The sequence below is a fragment of the Pseudomonas sp. m6p genome, assembly GCF_055760375.1.
In genome coordinates this window covers 1,666,506-1,687,285 of the sequence record NZ_CM147084.1, presented here as the reverse complement: position 1 = coordinate 1,687,285, position 20,780 = coordinate 1,666,506, and the positions used below count along the sequence as shown (strand labels likewise).

Here is a 20,780-nt window from a genome sequence, read left to right as displayed (position 1 = left end):
ATCCTAGTCGGCATTTTTTGAAGTGCACGACCGATCGGCGGTACGGTAAAGTGCCGCCCCATGAAATTCACCCGTTCCGATCGCTCACTGCTGGCCTGGATGCTTTATTGCTGCGTCCTGTTCAACGTGTTCGCCTGCAGCATCGGTCACGGGCAAATGGTCGGGATGCAGCTCAACGGCATCGGCGGGCAGTTCTGTACGGTCGACCCGGCCACGCAAGCGCCGCTGACCAGTAATCCCAGCGAAGAACAACTGCCGACCCTGTCCAAGGCGTTCGGCTGCCCGCTATGCTCGGTCGGCGGCGGCATGGGCCCGGCGTTCAACTCCAGCCTGACCCTCGCGGTGCTGCCCGAACAGCACAGCCCGCCGCTGGCGCCCATCGTCAGTGCTGACCTCCCTGCCCGCTTCACCTGGCCTTCGGCCAACCCTCGCGCCCCGCCGCTCGCCTGAGTGTCCTTGCCTTTTTGATTTTTCAGCTCACTGCGCCAACGCGCGGCGTTTGCCTGTGCGCTGACTCCTAGACAAGCATTCAGGATTCAACGATGAAACATATTCCTCTACTGGCGAGCCTGTGCGGCTGCCTGTCCCTTAACGCCTGGGCGCAATCCACCGTGGATCTGGCGCCGATCACCATCGACGGCGAATCCACCAGCGAACCGGGCCTGAGCCTCGATCAATCCAGCGGCATGGCTTCGCGTCTCGGCTTGAGCGTGCGCGACACACCTGCGTCAGTGGCGGTCGCCAACCGCAACGACATCGAGCGCCACGGCGCACAGAACTTCCAGGACGCCGCCAACACCCTGCCCGGGGTCAATGCCAGTGCGCCGCCTGGCTTTGGCGGATTCGTCTCCTACCGTGGTTTCACCAGCAGCCAGATCACCCAGATGTTCAATGGCATCAACGTCTCCGGCGGCCTCGCCCGACCGGTGGATGCGTGGATCTATGACCGAGTCGAACTGGTGGGCGGCCCGTCGTCGCTGATCAACGGCGCAGGCTCGGTCGGCGGTTCGCTGAACTACGTGACCAAACTGGCAACCCGCGAAGAACAAGCGGTCGAAGGCCGCGTCAGCTACGGCAGCTATGACACCACCGAAACCGCGTTCGGCCTCAACCATGCGCTGACCGAACCGAACGCCGACGTGCAGCACTACGCGCGCCTCGATGTCAGCCACAACACCAGCAACGGCTACATCGACCGCCAGGAACGCGATGCCTGGAGCGTGGCGTTTTCGTTGCTCAGCGACCTTACGCCGGATCTGTCGCACACGCTGGCCCTGGAATATCAAGACGAACACGAAGACAGCCCGTACTGGGGCACGCCGGTGCTCAACCCCAAGGCTGGCGAGTTGAAGATCGACAAACACAACCGCTTCAACAACTACAACGTCGAGGACGGGCGCTACGAACAGCGCACGATCTGGGTGCGCTCGATCATCGATTACCGGATCAACGACAGCACCACCCTGCGCAACACGCTGTATCACCTCGACAGCCAGCGCGACTACCGCAACCTCGAAACCTATCAGTACAACGCCGACAACAGCGCGGTGAACCGCTCCACCGCGTATCAAGTGCGGCATCAGGGTGAGCAGAACGGCAACCAGTTCGAACTGCGCCACGACAACAGGTTTTTCGGTCTCGACACGACGTGGTCCGGTGGTTTCGAGTACAAGGTCAACCAGACCACCAACTCGCCGCTGAATATCAAAGGCGCGAGCACCGTCGATCCGAACAACTACCGCCCGGGGCATTTCTACGATATTCCCGGCACCAACCCGGCGCTGATCAGCGACAAGACCAACGAAGTCACGACCAAAGCGCTATTCGCAGAAAACCGTCTGGCCCTGACCGACAAACTGGCGCTGCTCACCGGCCTGCGCTACGACGACATCGACCTCGACGTGACCAACCATCGCACGGTGACGGCCACCAACCCCAAGCACCTCAAACGCAGCTGGGAGCCGGTCACCGGGCGCGTCGGCCTGACCTACCAGTTCATCCCGTCGGCCAACGTCTACGTGCAATACAGCACCGCCGCCGAACAACCGAACGGCACGCAGGACTTCGATGTTTCAACCGGTAAACAGTGGGAAATCGGCAGCAAGTTCGACTACCTCAATGGCCGTGGCGCGGCGACGGTTGCCGCGTACACCATCGAGCGCAAGGACTTCGCCGTGACTGACCCGCTGGACCCGACCAGCAGCATCCCGGTCGGTCAGCAAACCTCCAAAGGCATAGAAATCGCCAGTTCCCTGCGGATCACCGACAAGCTGTTGGCCGAAGGCAACTTCGCCTGGGTCGATGCGCAGTACGACGACTTCACTGAAAAGAATGCCGCCGGCGTGGTGGTTTCACGCAAGGGCAACACGCCAACCAACGTCCCGGACCGGGTCGGCAATCTGTGGCTGACTTATGATTTTTCGCCGCAATGGCAAGGTGGGGTCGATGCGCGGTATGTGGCGTCGGTGTATGCGGACACGGCGAACACCATGACCGTGCCGTCGTACACACTGTTCGGCAGCTTCCTCAGCTACAAGGTCGACTCGCATACCACCGTTACCGGCCGAGTGCGTAACCTGACCAATGAGGTGTATGCCGAGTTTGCGCATGTGTCGCCGGCTTACTACCTGGGTACGCCGCGCACCTTTGAATTGGCGGTGCAAACCAGGTTCTGAACTTAACCGGATCCCTTGTAGGAGCTGCCGCAGGCTCGGGCCGCGATCGGACGATCTTTTGACTTTGATTTTTTAAGATCAAGATCAAAAGATCGCAGCCTGCGGCAGCTCCTACAAAGAGCAATTACAAACTGGCGGAGACCTTCTCCGCCACATCCTTCGGCACCCACGCCTGCCACACCTCTGGATGCGCCTTCATGAATGCCTCTGCGGCCTCCCGTGGCGCAGTGTGTTTCTCGCTCATCTCGGCCAACGCCTTGTTCAGCGGCGCAATCGGGAAATCCACTTTGCTGAAGAACTCGGTAATCTGCGGATACTGCTTCTGGAACGGCGTAGACACCCCGATCGACAGTTTCGAGGCCAGGGAACGGGTCGGTTTCGGATTGGGGTTATCGGCATCGGTCAGGGTCTTCCACGCTTCGGCATCAAACGGTGGCTCTTCCAGTTGCACCAGTTTGAATTTGCCCAGCAACGGTGTCGGCGACCAGTAATAGAACAGTACCGGTTTGCCCCGGCGGATCGAAGAACTGATCTCGGCATCCAGCGCCGCACCCGACCCGCTGCGGAAGTTGGTGTAGTCATCCTGCAGGCCATAAGCGCTCAGCTTCTGCTTGTTCACCACTTCCGAGGTCCAGCCGATCGGGCTGTTGAGAAAACGGCCCTTGCTCGGGTTTTCCGGGTCCTTGAACACGTCCTTGTATTGCTTCAGGTCACTGACGCTGCGCAGATTTGGCGCCAGCGGCTTGATACCCTTGGCCGGGTCACCCTTGATCACGTACTTCGGCACCCACCAGCCTTCCGTAGCGCCCTTGACCGTATCACCGAGACTGGCGACCTTGCCCTCCGCCTCGGCCTTGACCCACACCGGACTGCGTCCGGCCCACTCCTCGCCAATGACCTGAATGTCATTGTTGGCCAGCGCCGTTTCCAGGGTGATGGTGGTGCCCGGCAGCGTATCCGTCGGCAAACCGTAACCTTTCTCGACGATGATCCGCAGGACATCGGTGATCAGGCTGCCGCTTTCCCAGTTCAGGTCGGCAAAATGGATGGGCGTTTGCGCCGCCGTCACCGGTTGTGCCGATGTCAGCACACCAAACGTGACCATGCTGGCGGCCAGTAGCCGTCGAAATCCTTTCATGCTTTTGCACCTCGTGCTGTTCACAGCAATAGCAGGATGGCCTGGCAGAAGACCGCAAGCCTCTGAATACTCAGTCAACTGACTGTAGCCGAGGTTCCTGCTTTTTCCGGGACCCTATCCCGACGAGGTTACGTTTCAGACTTTTCCTGCAAGCTTTGCAGCTCGCGTCTGACCATGCTGGCGTATTCCGCAGGCCGCAACGTGTAGATCTGCGCAGCCACCCAGTTCAGCCACGCGCCTTGCATTCCGGCTTTGGCGTTGAACAGCCGCAAAGCCTCTTCACGTGCTCGGTCGAGGTGCCGGGAATGGAAGTCAGCGCGATTCAAATCGCCAGTCACTCGCTGGCCTTGAACGTGACCAGCTCGCCCTTGCGCCACTTCGCGGCTTTGCCGGTGACCGCTTTCAGGGTTTTGGTCAGGCCTTCCTGCAATTGCTGATGCGCGGCAAACACCGTCACCACGCTGTGGCCTTCCTTGAACAGGATCGCGTGACCCTCCGCTGTATCGACAAAGGCATAATCGCCCAGGCCGTACACCGTCAGTTTGATTTCGCGAAAGCGGATGTCCATCTTGCCGCCTTCACGGCTGGGCAGCACCGCCGCGCTGAAATGATCGCCGACCTTGAGCTTGAGCCCCGGTTTGTCATCGACCACCAATGCACTTTCGGTGTCGATCTCGGCCACGTAAATACCTTCGGCGTTCTGTTCGGTGATGTAAACAAAACGCGATTGAAACAGCTTGACCAGCTTTGCACGCAAATCACCCAACACGAACAAAGCATGCATATCGAGATTACTGACTGCCAAAGAAACATCCCCACATCTGAAAAGTACCCTGCGCCAAAACGCGCACGGCAAAAAAACGGCCAGGCCGATGCTATTACCGATTGACTTCAGTACACCTGAAACAAGCGGAGCGCCCATACATCACAAGTTCGCAAGACTACTGGAAAGTCAGGCGAGAAACTTGCCTCGACGTTCGCCAGGCTTTGAAGGAAAAATCTTCATTGAAGCGCAACGAAGACGGACTACAAACTTTAGGGAAAAAGCTGACGAAAAAAAGCCCTTTTCCGACATATCGCCGGTAAAAAATTGCTTTAGATAGGCACCTGTCGCCAACAGACACTGGCGATTCTAGAGCAGCAATGCTCCTTCCGACTACCCGAACCGACCTGTAACCGTCGGCTATCTCATGAAAAGGACTTCATATGTGCACTCTGACTCACTTTGCCCAGCCTTCCAACCTTGGCATTGACTCGCCATTCGTACTGCAAGGCACCGATTTGGCTGAACTGGCGGAGCACGGACCAGGCAATCACAGACCTCGATTTCAGGTAGTTCCGGCGGGCAATGCGTTCTTTCATATCAAAGAATCATCCACCGGTCGTGTAAGAGGTTTCCGCGAAGATCATAACGAAGCATGCGCCCTTGCCCGCTCGCTTGAATCACGAATCGAACTCTTGTCCAACGGCCGCCTCAGATAAAGAGCGAGCGAGAGCGCCATTCCGGCCAACGCAAAAGGAGTAAACGATGGAACTGCCAGCCTATGATCTGAAAACCCTGTTCGACCAACTGGGCCTGCCTTCGGAAAACGAGGCAATCGACGATTTCATCGAAGCGCATCCGCTGGACGCCAACACCAAGTTGATTGATGCCGAGTTCTGGACGCCGCAACAGGCGCAACTTCTGAAAGAGTGGTTGCGCGCCGACGGCGAAGAAGCGGTGATGGTCGATGAGTTGAACGTACGCCTGCACGACGGACGTTAATAAATGTCAGTGCAGGCTGTCGCCAGGCTCGGCCATCAATTGCGCGAGCCAGGCAGCCTTGCACTCCTCCGCCTCGTCGCGACTGGCGAACGCAGTGCCGCGCCGCTCACCGTTGAGCAGCACCACCCAGCAGACACTCTGGCCCATCGCGCGCAATCCGGCGGGCACGCCACTGCCAATCATCACCGCGACATCGACTCTGCACATATTGACCTCTCGACTTCATTAGCTACCTAACTAATAGCCATGTTAATGACTTCGTCGCAGAGGAAACAGCAATGCCCGTGCACAGATTCATTGCGCGAGCGGTAACAATCGATCAGCGCGGACTCTCCGGTTTATAACCCAGGCGCAGACCGCCCCAATGCCGGCCCTTGACCATGATCGGCACCGACAGGTCATGCATCAGCTCGCCGGTATCGCGGGTGTACGTCTGCAGTAGCACCGCTTGCTGATGACTGCCGCAGCGAATCCCGGTGCGGTCAGCGAACTTGCGCTTGGTGCGGTTGCCCACCGCGTCGACCTGCTCGTCACCGGTCAACGGCTGACTGAATGCCAGGTTGTGCGTCGGCACATAACCCTGCTGCGTGCAGGCGATGGCGAACACCAACCCCTCATGACGCGGCAGCAACGGCTCCTGAATCGCCGGCAATACCTGATCGGTGTAGCGGTCGAAACGGGTCTGAAACTTCGGCGGTTGCGTTCCGGGAATCGGCTGATATTGACGGTCGAACAAATCCTCAAGGCTGATCCGCCCCTGCTCGACATCCGCCTCGAACCACGCCGCAATCTGACTCGCGCCCTCACGCGCCAAGTCATAGACGCGCTGGTGATAGTCATCCAGACCGACTTCGGCCAGGCGCTCGCTGATGGTTTCCGCCTGGCCTTCCATCTGCACGGCGGCCTCGGCCAGGCGCCGGGTCTGCTGATCGCTGATCGCCAGATCGCTGCGCATCTGTTCGATGGCCTTGAACAGGCTGTCGAGCTGCTCGCGATTGGTTTCCGCACCCCGGGCGATTTCGCCGACCTGACCTTCCACCCCGGCGGCCAACCGGGCGATGTTTTCCAGATGCTGACCGGTGTTCTCGACCTGCTCGACGCCGGTCTGCAGATCACTGGACAGCTCGCGGATCTGCTCCACCACTTGCGCCGTGCGCTGCTGAATATCGGCGACCATCTCGCCGACTTCGCCCGTCGCCGACGCCGTGCGCGCCGCCAGACCGCGCACCTCATCCGCCACCACCGCAAAACCCCGGCCATGCTCGCCGGCCCGTGCCGCTTCAATCGCCGCGTTCAAGGCCAGCAGATTGGTCTGGCTGGCGATGGACTGAATCACCAGCGTCACCCGTTGAATGTCGTCGCTGCGCAGGCTCAGGGCTTCGATCAACTCACGGCTGGCGTTGGCGCGTTGACTGAGTTGATGCATGCGCGCAATCGAATCCACCAGTTCGGTGCGCCCCGCCGCGCTGCTGTGATGCGCTTCGCTGGCGGCGTCCAGCGCTTCACGGCTGAGCTGCGAAGTGGCGTGTTCGGTGGCGATCATCACTTCGGCGTTGCTGACAATCTGCGCCGCCGCGTCGAGTTGCGATTCCAGTTTGCTCGCCAGTTGCTTGACGGAAAACGCCACACCGGCGGCTGACAGCGCGTTATGACTGGTGGTGTAGGAAAGGTCGCGAGTGAGTTCGGAAATCGCGCTGCCGGCATCGACAGGGGCAAGATCGGGGATGGCACGCGAGCGCAGGCGCGGCAGCCAGACAATCAGCACCGCCAGCGGCAGGCCGATGTACAGCGACCATTCACCCAGCGTCATGCCGGCGAGCAACAGCATCAGGGCGATGCTTTGCAGGGTCGGAGCGATCCAGCGGTTTTTCGGCAACAGCACTGGTGCGGGCAAAGCCCCAACCAGAGATCCATCTCTCGTCATTTCAACACCCCACGCGTGTTCTCATTGTTGTGACTGCATTAAACGCCACTAGAACGCCATTATCCATGGTCCGTTAGTCGTGGGGTCTGCAGCAGGTCAATGGAACGGTGCGCAAGATATCGCGGACGAGCAAAAGCAAAGATCGCAGCCCCGTCAGCTCGTCTAGGAGCTGCCGAAGGCTGCGATCTTTTGCAGGCGCCCCCGATTCAGGGGGCAGCCATGGAATCAGGCCTGACGCTGGTGCTTGTCGATCTGCTCGTGACGCTCTTGAGCTTCGATGCAGTACTTGGTGGTCGGGCTGATCAGCAGGCGTTTCAGGCCGATGGCCTCGCCGCTGTCGTCGCACCAGCCAAAACTGTCTTCCTTGATGCGCTCAAGGGCTTGTTCCAGTTGCGGCAGCATGCGCTGGTCGCGATCGATCGCGTTCACCAGCCAGGTGCGCTCTTCTTCAACCGAAGCCGCGTCCGCCGGGTCGGCCGGAGTGTCCAGGCTTTCGATGGCGATACGGTTTTGCTCAATGCGCTCATGGGTTTCGACTTTCATGTTCTGCAACAGCTCAGTGAAGAAAGCGTGTTGCTCGGCATTCATGTAGTCATCTGCCGGCATGGCCAGCAACTTGTCCTTTGTCATTGATATCTCTATAAAAAAACGTGCATTAAGGCGAAATAGGGAGCGTTCCGGCGAACCGTGTCCGGTCGACGAAAAGGCATCGTTTATTGCAAACGCCACCCGGCACTCAATTTACGAAGGGGCGGCAGTCTAAGGCCCGTTTGAGGCCTCAGCAACTGTAAATACCGGGAATTTGTCCGACAAGCCCAGTAAACAGCTCTGACACAGGCGTCATGGCGGTCATCGGAGTGCGTTTATAGCAAGAAATTCAGTCCAACGGCTGTATATAGAAGACAAACGGCTAACCGAGCGGCAGTTGATCGCATTTTTTTCAGCCATGCCGCCCGCGCAGTGCATCGTTTCAGCTGCGCAGACGCCGGAAATCTCCCCAGCCAACTCCCCGCACCCCGCCTATCATCAGGCACACCGTAAATAACTGTGGAGAGGGAGCTTGCTCCCGCTGGGTCGCGAAGCGGCCCCCAACTTTGGGCCTGCTGCGCAGTCCAGCGGGAGCGAGCTCCCTCGCCACAGTGTGATTTGATCAGCCTGAAGGAAGACTTATGCCCCGCCCCGATCTGCCGGCCAACGACGAGCCTGCCCTCGCCTGCCCCCCGATCAATGCCGAGCGTCTGCTGCAACTGATCACCGACGAATACGACACCCTGCCGCGCCAACTCAAACGCATCGCCAGCTACATGAGCCAGCAAAGCGAGCGGATCATGGTCGATCGCATCAGCGACATCGCCCGCGAATGCGAGGTGCATCCCTCCGCCATCGTGCGCTTCTCGCAGCGCTTCGGCTTCAGCGGCTTCAGCGAAATGCAGGCGCTGTTCCGTGCCGCCTACACCCACAAAGCCTCACCGGTGCACAACTACCAGCAACGCATCCGCAGCATGATCGCCAACCAGTCGCATCAGGCCAGCGGCGGCGACCTCGCCCGCGAATGCATCGACGCCACCCGCTCCGGCATCGAACGCCTGGGCCGCGAACTCGACGACGTCGCGTTTGAAAAAGCCGTCGACCTGATCGTCAACGCCGACAACATCTATGTCGTCGGCGTGCGCCGCTCCTTCGCCGTCGCCGACTACCTCGTTTACAACTTGCAACACACTCACAAGCGCATTCACCTGGTTTCGGGGCTGGGCGGCAGCTATCGCGAACAGATGCGCAGCGTGCGTAGCGGTGATTTGGTGATCGCCATCAGCTTCACCCCCTACGCCAAGGAAACCCAGCACTGCCTGCGCTACGCCCGCCAACAACAGGCCAACACCCTGATCCTCACCGACAGCCACCTCTCGCCATTGGCTAAAAACGCCAACAGCCTGCTGCTGGTGAATGAAGGCAGCGCATTGGCGTTCCGTTCGCTGAGTGCGACCTTGTGTTTGTGTCAGGCGTTGTTCGTGGCGGTGGCGTATCGGCTGGAATTGAATGTGGACGAGATTCATGAGCAGGCCGGTTTTGACGACTGACATTTGCCTCAGGCTCGGCTAGGTTATGCCTTCCCACCGGTTCGACTTGAAGGAACGCGTCATGAAACTGATCGGCATGCTGGACTCCCCATACGTGCGCCGCGTGGCGATCTCCGCCAAACGCCTCGGCATCGACCTCGAACATGAATCGGTCTCGGTATTCCGCCACTTCGAGCAATTCCAGCAGATCAACCCGGTGGTCAAGGCGCCCACGCTGATCCTCGATGACGGCGTGGTCCTGATGGACTCCACCCTCATCCTCGACTACCTCGAAGCCGCCAGCGGCAAAAGCCTGTTGCCGAGCGACCTCAAACAACGCGCCCACGCCCTGCGCCTGATCGGCCTCAGCCTCGCCGCCTGCGAAAAAGCCGTGCAGCTCTACTACGAACGCAACCTGCGCCCGGCGGACATTCAATACCAGCCGTGGGTCGAACGCGTCGAAGGCCAACTCGCCGCCGCCTTCACCGCCCTCGAACAGGAACTGGAAAAAACCGGCCTGCCCACCGACGGCACCCTGACCCAGGCCGGCATCAGCCTCGCCGTCGCCTGGAGCTTTACCGGCCTCGTCGTCCCCGACCAGATCGACACCCACCGCTACCCGCACATCGCCCAATACACCGCGTACGCCGAAACCCTCGAAGCGTTCGTCAGCACTCCGATGACCTGACCATGAGCACCACCGACACTGCCGCCCCGGCGTTAAAGGAAATCTTCAACGCCGAACGCCTGCAACACATCGCCAGCGAAATGAGCGCCGTGTACCCGGCGTTCAAGGCCAAGGCGTTTCTCAAGCACGCCAACCAAGGGCTGGCGGAATTGTCGGTGATGCAACGCATGGCCCGCGTCAGCGAAAGCCTGCACGCCGTGCTGCCGCTGGACTACGAAGATTCCCTCGAAGTCCTGCGCGAACTCGCCCCCCGCCTCAACAGCGGATTCGTCAGCATGTGCCTGCCGCACTACGTCGCCAGCTACGGCGGCCACGCCTTCGATACCTCGATGCAAGCACTGAAATACTTCACCACCTTCGGCTCCTCCGAATTCGCCATCCGCCACTTCCTGCGCAGCGACCTCGACCGCTCGCTGGAACTCCTGCACGACTGGACCCAAGACCAAAACCACCACGTCCGCCGCCTCGCCAGCGAAGGCACCCGCCCTCGCCTGCCCTGGTCATTCCGCCTGGAAGCCGTGCAAGCCAACCCGCAACTGACCGCCGGCATCCTCGATCGGTTAAAGGCAGACGAAAGCCTGTACGTGCGCAAGTCCGTGGCAAACCATCTGAATGACGTGACCAAAGAGCATCCGGAATGGGTGCTGGACACGATTGAAGGCTGGCCACTGGAGAACAAACACACGGCATGGATTGCCAAGCATGCGTTGCGCAGCTTGATCAAACAGGGAGATCTGCGCGCGCTGACGGTGATTGGTGCGGGGGCCAAGGCAGAGGTTGAGTTGCTGGATGTGCGGGTTGAGCCGGCAGTGGTGAGGTTGGGTGAGGCGATTACGTTGTCGTTTACGGTGAAGTCGACGGTGGCGCATGAACAGCGGTTGGTGATTGATTATGCGATTGACTATGTGAAGGCGAATGGCGGGGTTTCGGGGAAGGTTTTCAAGTTGAAGACGGTGGTGTTGGCGGGGTTTGGGGAAGTGGTTGTGGGGAGGCGGCAGGTGATTCGGGATTTTACGACGCGGAGGCATTTTGTGGGGCGGCATGGGGTTAGGGTTTTGGTGAATGGGGAGGTTTTGGGGAGTGCTGCGTTTGAGATCGTTGCCGATTGATACCGGTAATAGATTCCGTTGATCTGGCGGGACTCGGACTGATAGGGAATTACGGATGGGGCTGCTTTCGGCCAAAAGCAGACATTCGTTTGCGTCGGAATGCCCCCTATCCAGTCGTCAGGCATTTAGCACCATTGAGGCGGTCGCATATGAACTCGATGAGCTGTTGATCATGAATTGAGAGCCTGCCGATCTAGGAAGGTTGTTTTAAAGCTTTTACTGTATCGTGAAGTCTTACGTCGCCCCATGTAGCAAGCTAGGCTGGGGCACTTTCGTATGCCGTGACGCGGTAGTTTGACCTTGATCGCTTTAGCAAAGCTTGGTCTACTCAACATCGGATCTTTAGAATTTTGCGCGACCGGAATAACTAAGATGATTGAACGTTTTCAAGGGGAAGATGGTCGGCGTTTGCGAGTGTCTGTATTGCTTGCCCAGAAAATGGTTGGACGAAATAGGGCGCTAGCAGAAGAACTGGCTGATATCGTCGAGTTTATTGACTTAGCTCCAGGTAAGGTATTGATTACTCAAGGAGATAGCGACAACTGTATCTATTTTGTTATCGCGGGCTCGTTGAAAGTTGTTGTGAATGGGCGAATAGTCGCGACTCGTATTGTTAATGATCATGTGGGTGAGATTGCAGCTATTGACCCTGGCCAGAAACGTTCTGCTACTGTTATGACTGAAGAGGGATGTTTGGTAGCCAAGCTTGACGAACCTAGATTTGAATCAGTTGCCAGTCGGTATGCTGAGATGTACAGAAGTATCGCAATGGAACTTCTGAAAAGGCTTGTTGAAAGAAATAATTTGGTAAAAACTGTACACGAAAAAATTCGGGTTTTCATAATTTGCTCTGCGGAAGCGCTGCCCGTTGCCCGGCTGGTTCAAAATGCTCTTGAACATGACCCTTTTGATGTTGTTCTTTGGAGCGATGGGGTGTTTAAAGTTACAAACTATACGCTTCAGACTTTGGAAGAGGAGGTAGATCAGGCTGACTTTGCAGTTGCAATTGCTCATGGTGATGATGTGGTTGAGTTTCGAGAGCAGGAGTGGCCTGCTCCACGTGATAATGTGATTTTTGAGCTAGGGCTTTTCATGGGCAGACTCGGGAGGCAACGAGCTATTCTCATGGAACCCCGCGCCGAGCGAGTGAAATTGCCAAGCGATATGTCTGGAGTAACTACAATTCCATATCAGTACGAAGCCGGTAAAGACGCGCAGAGTAAAATTGCGCCTGCTTGTAATGCACTTCGTGAACACATTGCTCGTCTTGGCCCGATAGCATAAGGTGGATTATGACTCTCAAGGATGATCTTTCAGCAGAAGTTAAAAAGTTGTTTGTTACGCGTTGGGATGTTACCACCGGGCGAGTAGTTCCGGCGCCGACGGACGTCGGCTTAGGTAGTAAGGCCGTTCTTCTAGAAAAGGCGGTTGTGTTATATGCGGACATGGCAGGTTCGACTAAAATGGTCGACGGATATAAGTGGTGGTTTTCAGCTGAAATTTATAAGGCATATCTTTTTTGCGCAGCTAAAATAGTAAAGTTTCAGAGCGGCACAATAACAGCTTATGACGGCGATCGAATTATGGCTGTGTTCATTGGCGAAGATAAGTGTGATAGAGCTGCTAAGGCCGGATTACAGCTACAGTGGGCCGTAAAAAATATAATAGCTGCTGAGTTAAAGAGTGCATATCCAAATACCAATTTTGTTGTCAGTCATTCAATCGGTATAGATATTTCTGATGTTCATGTAGCAAGAACAGGGGTGCGGGGAGACAATGACTTGGTTTGGGTGGGTAGAGCAGCAAATTATGCAGCAAAGCTAACCGACCTATACGCGGATCTTCCCACTACCTGGATCACAAAGGACGTGCACGACGGGTTATCTGATAGTGTCCGTAAATCTTCTAGCGGTGAAAACATGTGGAAAAAATGGCTCTGGACAAAAATGGATAATAAGGACATCTATAGCTCCAACTGGACGTGGTCTTTTTCATGAGCGTTTCTTAATTTAGAAATTTGCGCTAAATGATCAAATGTAGGCAGCTGCGGACAGTCGACTACACCAGTCTAAATAAGTACATCTCTAGCACTATATCAACGGAATTACAGATATTAACGACCTACGAATAATGTATATTTAAAAGGACTTTCAATATGGAAGCGATGCCTCCGAGCACCGACAATTTCGTTCTGCCCAAACAACTGGGTATTGCGGCTGATCTTTGCTTTAGCGTTCCAGATCATGTTGGCTATTTGGCTGATTGCCTCTTAGTTCACGATTCTGTCGTAGTTCCCTTGAATTCTCAGGCACTCAATAGGCTTGAGGCCGCTTTTGATAGTCCTCCACTATTCGAACTTATCAAGAGCCAAAAGATTATATTCTGCCACGATCCCGCATACAACGCTCACGGTAGCGATGAAGATTCTGTATTTGACCGAGAACGCTATATTTCCAAAGTTCGTGAAAAAGATTTTTTTAAGCATGGCGACGATAGATCTGCGCTTTTCGCAGAAATAACTAAAAGTTTCATAGATCCGATTGCGCGGTCCATTAATACCTTGGCACAGATTAACAAACAGGTGGATGAGGCTTTCCAGTTTTATGCTTCCCGCCCAGGTTACGAATTTCTTTTCCCTCGAGATGAGGGTCTTTTGGCTCCCGGGAGGTATTACTATCAAGTTGGGGCGCTAACTGGTGTCAGTCGCATTAGCAACCTTGTGTCCTCAGGTATAACGACGATGGAAATGGATAGAGAGTTACCCTGGCTGTTGGAACTCTGTTTTCCAGTCAAGAGAGAGGCAGGTGTTGATGAAAGCGCGGTACGACATGATGCACAAAAAATAATTTCAGACCTTCACGGTATAAATAATTTGCCATCGTTTGAAATTAAGGAATACAGGCCTATCACTAGGCCTCGCGATGAGGTTGGCGACATCGTTAAGCTGATCCTTAGTGACGAATCGCAAGAGCTGAGAGATTGGCTAAAGTCAAACTTGGCAGCAGATCTAGACGTCCGCGCGGCATATAATCGTGCTGAAAAATTGCTTCCCTCTAAAAGCCAGTGGTCGGGCTGGATGAGATTTGGAGCCACTAGTGGGCTTGGGACATTGGCCGGGTTGGTTTTAACAGATCCAGTCATAGCTGGCTCCGTTGGAGTTGGAATTGGACTTATAGACCAAGTATTTGGCGCTAAAGCAACAGCTCAGCTGGATACTTACCATCCTGCGGTTTGGCTCACTCAGATGAACAAAGCTATGCCTGGAAGACCAACATGAGCCGCGAATAAATCTCAGAGCGGTTTGAGGAAACTGTTAGTTGGCAGGACTTCATCAACCACAGCTTTTGGCCGACATCTGCCGGTTGTGTCCGGCAGATGTCGGCCATAAGTAGTCAGTCTGAAATGTCCACGACACCATGGGTGATTCACCCCTCGATTTTACCCAATATATCTTCCGCTTTTTCTACGTTCAAAACTCGCACCATGGACATGCCGAAACCTAATGGAAAAATTGGATTAGATGGGTCTATAGAGATGAAGTGTTCGAGTAAAGCCATGGCGGACTGTATATATCGATATACCTGCTTCGCGAATAGCTCTTCCAAAATTGCATCCGTATTACTTGACTTGCTGTGTATGATTTCGTTTCTTAAGCGCTCAAGACTCTTGAAGTCAGACCAGAAATTCTCTGATTGAGGTGGCGAGCACTTCAGTATTGGTGGCAATATGGATGCCACCTTCTCCGAAGTTGATATCCATCGTTCTATCTGTTCTTTGCTATAATGCTCAGTAGACCTGCTCGTGGTTTTTTTGTATGTGTATGTATCAGGAATTACCGCATTGCAAAACGACTCCACTGCCTTGTATGCAAATATCGTCGCCACTTGAATGCTTTCAAGATAATCATAGGCAAGGCCTACATTGCGGTCATATATAGACTCGGTGAATTCCGATAGCCGCTCGAGATCTACTTTGATTTTTTGGGCTTGCTGCAAAGCCTTGGTTGCGACGCTTATGGCTAAAGTAATCTCATTGGGGAGCGCCAATGTAATTGTATTTGAACCAATTTTTGGTTTGATTATTTTTTGAAAAAAAGCTGTTTTGTTCGTGGAGGTCTCGTGAATGCCAATTGGTTTATTTGCACGTTTATCAGGTGCTGGCACAATTTCAGAAGGATCGTCTGCATTGTTCATGTGATGAACGCAAATCAACTGAGTATGTAGCTTTAACAATTTTTACTCCAGTATCTAGATAGTTTCACGGAATATGAGCCTTCGACGATATTCGAGCAGCTGCTAAAAGTCAAAAAACAGCAGCGTATACTTATAGGAATTCACTTTTTCGAATCTCACACTCGGCTAGCACTTTCTCCAGCCATGTCTCATACCAGTACCAGGTATTCATGACGGTAACACCAAAACCTTTGCCTTGTTTTTTTGCTTCGTTGGATTGCCACATCTGAGTGTGATGCATCATATTGAATTTTGGATAGCCAGCGCTCTTTATTTTTTCGACAATTTTTGAAGGCAGATATTTAGGACGCTCGGTCTCTTTGATTTGAATATACTTGGTATTCATTCCTTGAGCCATTTCAGATCCTGGCTTGATAAACTCAATTACCTGATCCGCCTGGCCTTTATGATTTGCGGTTTTAGGAACAAAGAAAACACGATAAGAAAATTTCGGATCGTTGAATTCTTCATCGGTTAGAGCTAAGTCAAACGAAGTTATATAGGCTCGAATATTTTCAGGGAGGCCGTCTGCTTGGGATAATCTGTCAACTTGATCCTTGTTCAAAGAGGAGAACTGAAGGCTAAAAGATAAATGTTTGTCTATGCCAAAGCTTGCGCCAAATAAAGATTTTATAAGTTCGTTATAATTTAGGCAGCAGGCCTGAAATCTAGCGCTTAAGAACTGATCGATCTTCGTTGTCATTTGGTGTTCGATTTCATGCCTCAAACCGATCAGAAATCGAAGATTGTTAGCGGCGCTCAAGGCTACCGGCGATTCAGGTTGATTCAAACACTTCTCTAGCTCCCAATGCTTTACAGCACCTTTAGCAGTTTTGTGAAATCGCTTTCGCGTACCTTCCATCTTGAAGTATCGATATTCAACTCCATTTTTTCGATAAAATGCGTGAAGGAGATAGGTCCAAGATATCATCATCAAAACAATGAATATTTCAGACTTGAAGGTGAGCGCAGGGTTATTGAATATCTGCACAGAGGCGAGGGCCGCCTCCCTGGATTTCTTTATAAGCTCGTCAGCTACAGAGCCAACCGATCGCACTCTCTTCTCTGCCGCCATTCTGATCATCCTTGGAGTGAACGATATTTATGTGCGCTTACTAAAGAATGGCCATCGTGCGGGCTCGGAATGGTCCTACTCTTCCTTTAAACAATAGCGATAGATGGGCGGAAATCCAGTCTGGGCAAACGATTAACTGCATTTTGCTCTCATCCCGCTCTGGCACTATGCCCAACGTGGTTGTATAAGCGGAATTCTTGCCTCTGAATAGCTTTCAAACGTTGCTGTCGTGGTAGCTACAAAACTTCTCCGCGGGAGCGTCCGCTTTTGGCCGGTAGGTCCCTTGCCGATGTCCGCTTCTGGCCGAAAGCGGACCTTCGTTGAACCCGACATTGACTCGGTAGCTGTCAAATATGACTACTCAGAACAAGCCGCTGAAGACAGACAAGAGAAGTGTCTCCTGCCTGTCTACTGCCAACTCCCGTACGGTATGCCGAATTTATCGATATACCGTTTGGACTTTTCGCTGACGGGATACGCATAGCGCCCTTGGTTCTTACCTTGGCTAGGCCCCAGCGGCTCAACCTCTGCCTGCGCTCTGGCGACTTTGACAGGGCGATGGCACTCGTCCCGAACAAAAACTTGTACAACGCCCCCTGGAGCCAATCCCAGATAAATAGATGCGCTGTAGCTGGCCGGTTCTTCTGGTGTTTCCGGGCAGCGCTGAGTGACCGATTGCACCATCAGTTGCCTCGCCTCTTCAGGCACATCTGCCCAAACCTTATAGGTCTGCGGCTCGACAATGGATTGCCAGCGCACGTAAATGCGTTTGGGCAAGTCAGCGCCAATCACTGGTTTCGCAGCCGCGCCCACCGCATGCCAACCGCGCGCGGACTCTTTACCATTTTCTGGCTCCCCGCCAGCGGCCGTCCCTCCTCCCGTCCGCGTGAATAGCTTGCCGTTTATGTCTTCGACGGCACTGTCCTCAACCCAAACCTTCATGTAATAGGGTTCGGTGAACGCAAGCTCCCACGAATCGGATTTCGGGTCGTTTTTTACGGATAGCGAAGAGGTAGACTGGCAGCCGCTCAGGAACAACATGCATACCGCGACAATGCATAGCTTCATTGGTTTACCGCTTACCAACTCCCGTAAGGGATGCCGAATTTCTCGATATATCGCTTGGACTTTTCACTGACAGGATAAGCGTAACGCCCTTGGGTTTTACCTTGGCTTGGACCTAGCGGTTCGATTTCAGCTTGGGCTTTAGCCACTTTGATTGGATGGTGGCAGGAGTCTCTGACCCACACTTGTACGACACCTCCGGGAGCCAACCCCAGGTAGACCGAAGAAATATAGGTAGCTTTTTGGTCCGGGGTTTTCGCACAGCGCTGGTTGACCGAGGTCAGCATCAATTGTCTGGCTTCTTCGGGTATGTCCACCCATGCGCGATAGGTCTGAGGCTCCACGATGGACTGCCAGCGAACAAAAATTCGTTTTGGGAGATCAGCGCCTACTACTGCTTTGGCAGATGCACCCACTCCGTCCCAACCTCGGGCTGATTCTGTACCGTCTTCAGGCTGCCCGCCCGATGCAATTCCACCGCCAGTGCGTAGAAACGTCTTGCCCTTTATGTCTTCCACGGCGCTGTCTTCAACCCAGACCTTCATGTAGTCAGGTTCGGTAAAACCGAGTTCCCACCATGGAGATTTAGGGTCGTTCTTTGCTGAAAGCGGATCGGCATTACAACCGGCCACAAAAAGCGTGCACAGCAGGGCTGCAAATAACTTCATTACCAAAGCGTCCAGTCAGGTACGTGAGGGTGTTTTACCCGGATTGCATCTTCCGTGGGGGCGTTAATGTAAACAGCTCTGAGACCACTTCCATCTCTCCTGCCAAGCGGATGATTCCAGTTGGCAGATGTGTGAATGTACTTGAGCTTGAGCATTTGCTCTTCCTCGGGGGTGGTGCGGTAGTCGCCGGAGACGAAACGATCGCACATAGGCTGGAGTTCTTCAGGAACGAAGAAGCCAGGCGACTCGGGAATATCTTCGAAGCGAACGCCTTTAGCTTTAGCGAGTTGATGCATCACGCGCAGGCTCACTCTCGACAGTAATCCACTCACCGGACGTTTGAGTTGAACGGCGGCATAGACTCGTTTGACTCGAGGACTCAGTCGATCCTGAGGACTGATCGGCATCAGCAATGGAGCTGGAGTAACTATTTCCAGCATTTCGGAAGGCCAGCCGTTGGCTAACCACTGATTTCTCACATTGACCGCATCCTGATAGATCGATGTGGTGGTGACATCCGCGTAATTGCCGACTTCTAGCGTTTGCATTGGGCTAACGAGCACGCATTCTTCAGCCTCCTCGAGGTAACCCCCGCCCACATCAGAATGCACTCCTGGCAAAACAATTTCCGGATGATCCATCGCTACTCGATTGAGAGCAAAGTTAGCCCTACATTCGTCCCGAGCAGCCAATTGCACAACGTCGGTGAAATAACGTCGGTCGAGGTAGAGTTTGATCCCCGTTGCGACTGCACTTTTGATGTTGCCTAAATTGGACCATCCAGCAATCGACGGTACAGTGTCGAACAACCCAATGAAGCCCATGTTGATGTCGCTGTTGTATTGATCGACAAAGGTCGAACTGAAGGCATCGGACTTACTGCGGAGAATCTCGCCCAAAGGGCCTTGTTTGCCACGCACGATTTCATTGGCGAAATGTCTGGCGGCTGCCGCACCGCGACTGAAGCCAAAAGTGTCGAAGGTCAACGAAGTAATTTCACTATCGGGATTTTTATCCAATACCTCAGTGATACGCTGTTCGATCAACACGAAAGAAGATTGGACGCGCCCGGCAACACCGGTTTCGCCACGTCCTGTACCAGCGCCGAATTTACTGTCTTCTTCACCTGAACGGGTGCCTATGCCTTCGACGTAGACCATACCGGAAGCCTTCTTTCGTGGCCCCTCCCCCTCAGCGCGTCGCGGCGCCTCATACAGTTCGCTCAGCTTTTTCACGTTGCTGACATCGTTACCGTAACTGCTATCCGGATCACTCATGTAAGGCATGCAACTCGCAGGAATATCCTGCGGCGCAATCGGATGCTGCGCACCACACAGCAACCCTGCTGCCGTGTTGTTCGCATTGTTACCAGTACCATCAAAGAACACCCCAATCCTCAACGCAATGCCGATTTTCTCGGGCTCGCGCGCAGGTTCTTTCCCGTGTTTCTCGTACTCAGCCCAACGCTGGGCATGAATGTCGATGGGTTTGGCTTCTTCGTAGCGGTAGTTTTTCGGGGGGTTGGGAACGTAGCCACTCAATCCTTGATTCCTTGTTCTGATCCTTGAAGAACGGGCCGAAGGGTGACAGCCGAGGCTTGGGGGCGCAAGGCGTGGCTCTGTGCCAGCTCGGTTGAAATTGCTGGGTGCGGCGAGGGTTTGGGCTCGTCGCACCGGGGTGGTCAGTGGGCGATTTCGACGTTGTCGAGGGCCTGGTTTACGGCGAGTTCGCCGAGCATGACGACTTGGGCGATGCCCAGTGCGGTTTTGCGGTGGGAGGTGTCGAGCATGGCGGCGAAGTTGTTGAGCATTTCGCTGGCGGAGCCGAGGGTTTCGCTGGCGTTGGCGAGCAGGGATTCGGTGTCGCACTTCGGGTTGGCGAGGTACATGGGTTCGGGGTTTTGGGGGCTGGCCATGATTGGGGTGGCCGGGGTGAGGTAATGGTCGAGGGCGCGTTCGGCGGCTTCGTGGAGTTTTTTGGAATCGAGGGATTCGTAGGGGGATGCGAGGTCGGTTTCTGGCGGGTTGGGTGTTGGTTTGATCATGGTGAAACTCCTAGTTATTGAAGAGGAGCCTTCACCTTCGCTACCAAACGAAGGGTGGCGGCCACACGCGGGTTGGTAGACCGGTAACTAGGACCCGGCACACCCGAAGGTGTCCTGCGCATGGCCACCATTGAGCAGCGACCTGATGAGGTCTGCGAACGGTGCGCGATGCGACTAGTTATGGCGGGCTACCAAACCCGATCACTGTTTTTCAGTGACCGACAGACGATAGAACCCGCGCCCTAGACGCACAAGCCGGCGGATTCTGGCGTACTCGTAGGCGATGGCGCAAGGCGTTGTAGGGCTTCGGTGTTAACGGCAGGCTTCAAATAAACATCCC

The 20,780-nt window shown here is 54.7% G+C and carries 22 protein-coding genes; 10 read left to right on the top strand and 12 right to left on the bottom strand.

Going from position 1 to position 20,780, the window contains the following annotated elements; all coding sequences use genetic code 11:
• Positions 1 to 60 precede the first annotated feature (60 nt).
• Together ACYZUM_RS07655 and ACYZUM_RS07650 are read left to right on the top strand one after the other, a co-directional pair.
• Positions 61 to 450 carry a DUF2946 domain-containing protein gene (locus tag ACYZUM_RS07655; RefSeq protein WP_047598254.1) on the top strand — a complete coding sequence of 130 codons (390 nt, stop codon included), beginning with the start codon at positions 61 to 63 and terminating at the stop codon, positions 448 to 450.
• A 92-nt stretch (positions 451 to 542) separates the two neighbouring features.
• Positions 543 to 2,675, top strand: a complete 2,133-nt coding sequence (locus tag ACYZUM_RS07650) for a TonB-dependent receptor (protein WP_108182392.1) — start codon at positions 543 to 545, stop codon at positions 2,673 to 2,675.
• A 124-nt stretch (positions 2,676 to 2,799) separates the two neighbouring features.
• On the opposite strand, the gene ACYZUM_RS07645 is transcribed toward ACYZUM_RS07650, so the two are convergent.
• The 3 genes from ACYZUM_RS07645 to ACYZUM_RS07635 all read right to left on the bottom strand — a co-directional run bounded on the left by ACYZUM_RS07645 (position 2,800) and on the right by ACYZUM_RS07635 (position 4,618).
• Complete coding sequence (locus ACYZUM_RS07645; protein WP_108182391.1) at positions 2,800 to 3,813, bottom strand: ABC transporter substrate-binding protein; 1,014 nt, start codon at positions 3,811 to 3,813, stop codon at positions 2,800 to 2,802.
• A gap of 128 nt (positions 3,814 to 3,941) precedes the next feature.
• Positions 3,942 to 4,139, bottom strand: coding sequence for a hypothetical protein (locus ACYZUM_RS07640; RefSeq protein WP_108184379.1), 198 nt, complete (start codon positions 4,137 to 4,139; stop codon positions 3,942 to 3,944).
• Positions 4,140 to 4,147: 8 nt separating this feature from the next.
• On the bottom strand, positions 4,148 to 4,618 hold the full coding sequence (locus tag ACYZUM_RS07635; RefSeq protein WP_047294976.1) for a hypothetical protein: 471 nt from the start codon (positions 4,616 to 4,618) through the stop codon (positions 4,148 to 4,150).
• A 401-nt stretch (positions 4,619 to 5,019) separates the two neighbouring features.
• Between ACYZUM_RS07635 and ACYZUM_RS07630 the strand changes: the two genes are divergently transcribed.
• Together ACYZUM_RS07630 and ACYZUM_RS07625 are read left to right on the top strand one after the other, a co-directional pair.
• On the top strand, positions 5,020 to 5,295 hold the full coding sequence (locus tag ACYZUM_RS07630) for a hypothetical protein (RefSeq protein ID WP_084234098.1): 276 nt from the start codon (positions 5,020 to 5,022) through the stop codon (positions 5,293 to 5,295).
• 46 nt (positions 5,296 to 5,341) lie between these two features.
• Entirely contained in the window at positions 5,342 to 5,578 is a 237-nt protein-coding gene (locus tag ACYZUM_RS07625) for a DUF2789 family protein (protein WP_041062897.1), read from the top strand.
• 6 nt (positions 5,579 to 5,584) lie between these two features.
• On the opposite strand, the gene ACYZUM_RS07620 is transcribed toward ACYZUM_RS07625, so the two are convergent.
• The 3 genes from ACYZUM_RS07620 to ACYZUM_RS07610 all read right to left on the bottom strand — a co-directional run bounded on the left by ACYZUM_RS07620 (position 5,585) and on the right by ACYZUM_RS07610 (position 8,132).
• A complete protein-coding gene (locus ACYZUM_RS07620; RefSeq protein ID WP_007966907.1) occupies positions 5,585 to 5,785 on the bottom strand; it encodes a hypothetical protein in 201 nt (66 codons plus the stop codon).
• Positions 5,786 to 5,897: 112 nt separating this feature from the next.
• The gene (locus tag ACYZUM_RS07615) at positions 5,898 to 7,121 is read right to left on the bottom strand and encodes a methyl-accepting chemotaxis protein (RefSeq protein ID WP_473061355.1); all 1,224 of its coding nucleotides are present in this window, start codon (positions 7,119 to 7,121) and stop codon (positions 5,898 to 5,900) included.
• Positions 7,122 to 7,727: 606 nt separating this feature from the next.
• A complete protein-coding gene (locus ACYZUM_RS07610) occupies positions 7,728 to 8,132 on the bottom strand; it encodes a TraR/DksA family transcriptional regulator (protein WP_003225981.1) in 405 nt (134 codons plus the stop codon).
• A gap of 539 nt (positions 8,133 to 8,671) precedes the next feature.
• Here ACYZUM_RS07610 and ACYZUM_RS07605 point away from each other — a divergent pair.
• From ACYZUM_RS07605 to ACYZUM_RS07580, 6 genes are all read left to right on the top strand, one after another.
• On the top strand, positions 8,672 to 9,580 hold the full coding sequence (locus tag ACYZUM_RS07605) for a MurR/RpiR family transcriptional regulator (RefSeq protein ID WP_108182389.1): 909 nt from the start codon (positions 8,672 to 8,674) through the stop codon (positions 9,578 to 9,580).
• Between the two features lie 61 nt (positions 9,581 to 9,641).
• Positions 9,642 to 10,247 carry a glutathione S-transferase gene (locus ACYZUM_RS07600; protein ID WP_108182388.1) on the top strand — a complete coding sequence of 202 codons (606 nt, stop codon included), beginning with the start codon at positions 9,642 to 9,644 and terminating at the stop codon, positions 10,245 to 10,247.
• Positions 10,248 to 10,249: 2 nt separating this feature from the next.
• A complete protein-coding gene (locus ACYZUM_RS07595) occupies positions 10,250 to 11,356 on the top strand; it encodes a DNA alkylation repair protein (protein ID WP_108182387.1) in 1,107 nt (368 codons plus the stop codon).
• A 372-nt stretch (positions 11,357 to 11,728) separates the two neighbouring features.
• The gene (locus ACYZUM_RS07590) at positions 11,729 to 12,640 is read left to right on the top strand and encodes a TIR domain-containing protein (RefSeq protein WP_108182386.1); all 912 of its coding nucleotides are present in this window, start codon (positions 11,729 to 11,731) and stop codon (positions 12,638 to 12,640) included.
• 8 nt (positions 12,641 to 12,648) lie between these two features.
• Positions 12,649 to 13,353 carry an adenylate/guanylate cyclase domain-containing protein gene (locus ACYZUM_RS07585; RefSeq protein ID WP_108182385.1) on the top strand — a complete coding sequence of 235 codons (705 nt, stop codon included), beginning with the start codon at positions 12,649 to 12,651 and terminating at the stop codon, positions 13,351 to 13,353.
• A 158-nt stretch (positions 13,354 to 13,511) separates the two neighbouring features.
• Positions 13,512 to 14,633: a hypothetical protein gene (locus tag ACYZUM_RS07580; protein WP_108182384.1), complete on the top strand. Its 1,122-nt coding sequence runs from the start codon at positions 13,512 to 13,514 to the stop codon at positions 14,631 to 14,633.
• A gap of 148 nt (positions 14,634 to 14,781) precedes the next feature.
• Here ACYZUM_RS07580 and ACYZUM_RS07575 read toward each other — a convergent pair whose 3' ends face one another.
• The 6 genes from ACYZUM_RS07575 to ACYZUM_RS07550 form a co-directional block, all read right to left on the bottom strand.
• Positions 14,782 to 15,549, bottom strand: a complete 768-nt coding sequence (locus tag ACYZUM_RS07575) for a hypothetical protein (protein WP_142580128.1) — start codon at positions 15,547 to 15,549, stop codon at positions 14,782 to 14,784.
• Positions 15,550 to 15,679: 130 nt separating this feature from the next.
• Positions 15,680 to 16,663 carry a DUF3644 domain-containing protein gene (locus ACYZUM_RS07570; protein ID WP_473061308.1) on the bottom strand — a complete coding sequence of 328 codons (984 nt, stop codon included), beginning with the start codon at positions 16,661 to 16,663 and terminating at the stop codon, positions 15,680 to 15,682.
• A gap of 408 nt (positions 16,664 to 17,071) precedes the next feature.
• A complete protein-coding gene (locus ACYZUM_RS07565) occupies positions 17,072 to 17,731 on the bottom strand; it encodes a DUF2931 family protein (protein ID WP_108182381.1) in 660 nt (219 codons plus the stop codon).
• 11 nt (positions 17,732 to 17,742) lie between these two features.
• Positions 17,743 to 18,396 carry a DUF2931 family protein gene (locus ACYZUM_RS07560; RefSeq protein WP_108182380.1) on the bottom strand — a complete coding sequence of 218 codons (654 nt, stop codon included), beginning with the start codon at positions 18,394 to 18,396 and terminating at the stop codon, positions 17,743 to 17,745.
• A complete protein-coding gene (locus ACYZUM_RS07555) occupies positions 18,396 to 19,937 on the bottom strand; it encodes a T6SS phospholipase effector Tle1-like catalytic domain-containing protein (protein WP_108182379.1) in 1,542 nt (513 codons plus the stop codon). The genes ACYZUM_RS07560 and ACYZUM_RS07555 overlap by 1 nt, the downstream gene beginning before the upstream one ends.
• Positions 19,938 to 20,077: 140 nt before the next feature.
• Positions 20,078 to 20,440, bottom strand: coding sequence for a DUF6124 family protein (locus ACYZUM_RS07550; protein ID WP_473061307.1), 363 nt, complete (start codon positions 20,438 to 20,440; stop codon positions 20,078 to 20,080).
• Positions 20,441 to 20,780 lie beyond the last annotated feature (340 nt).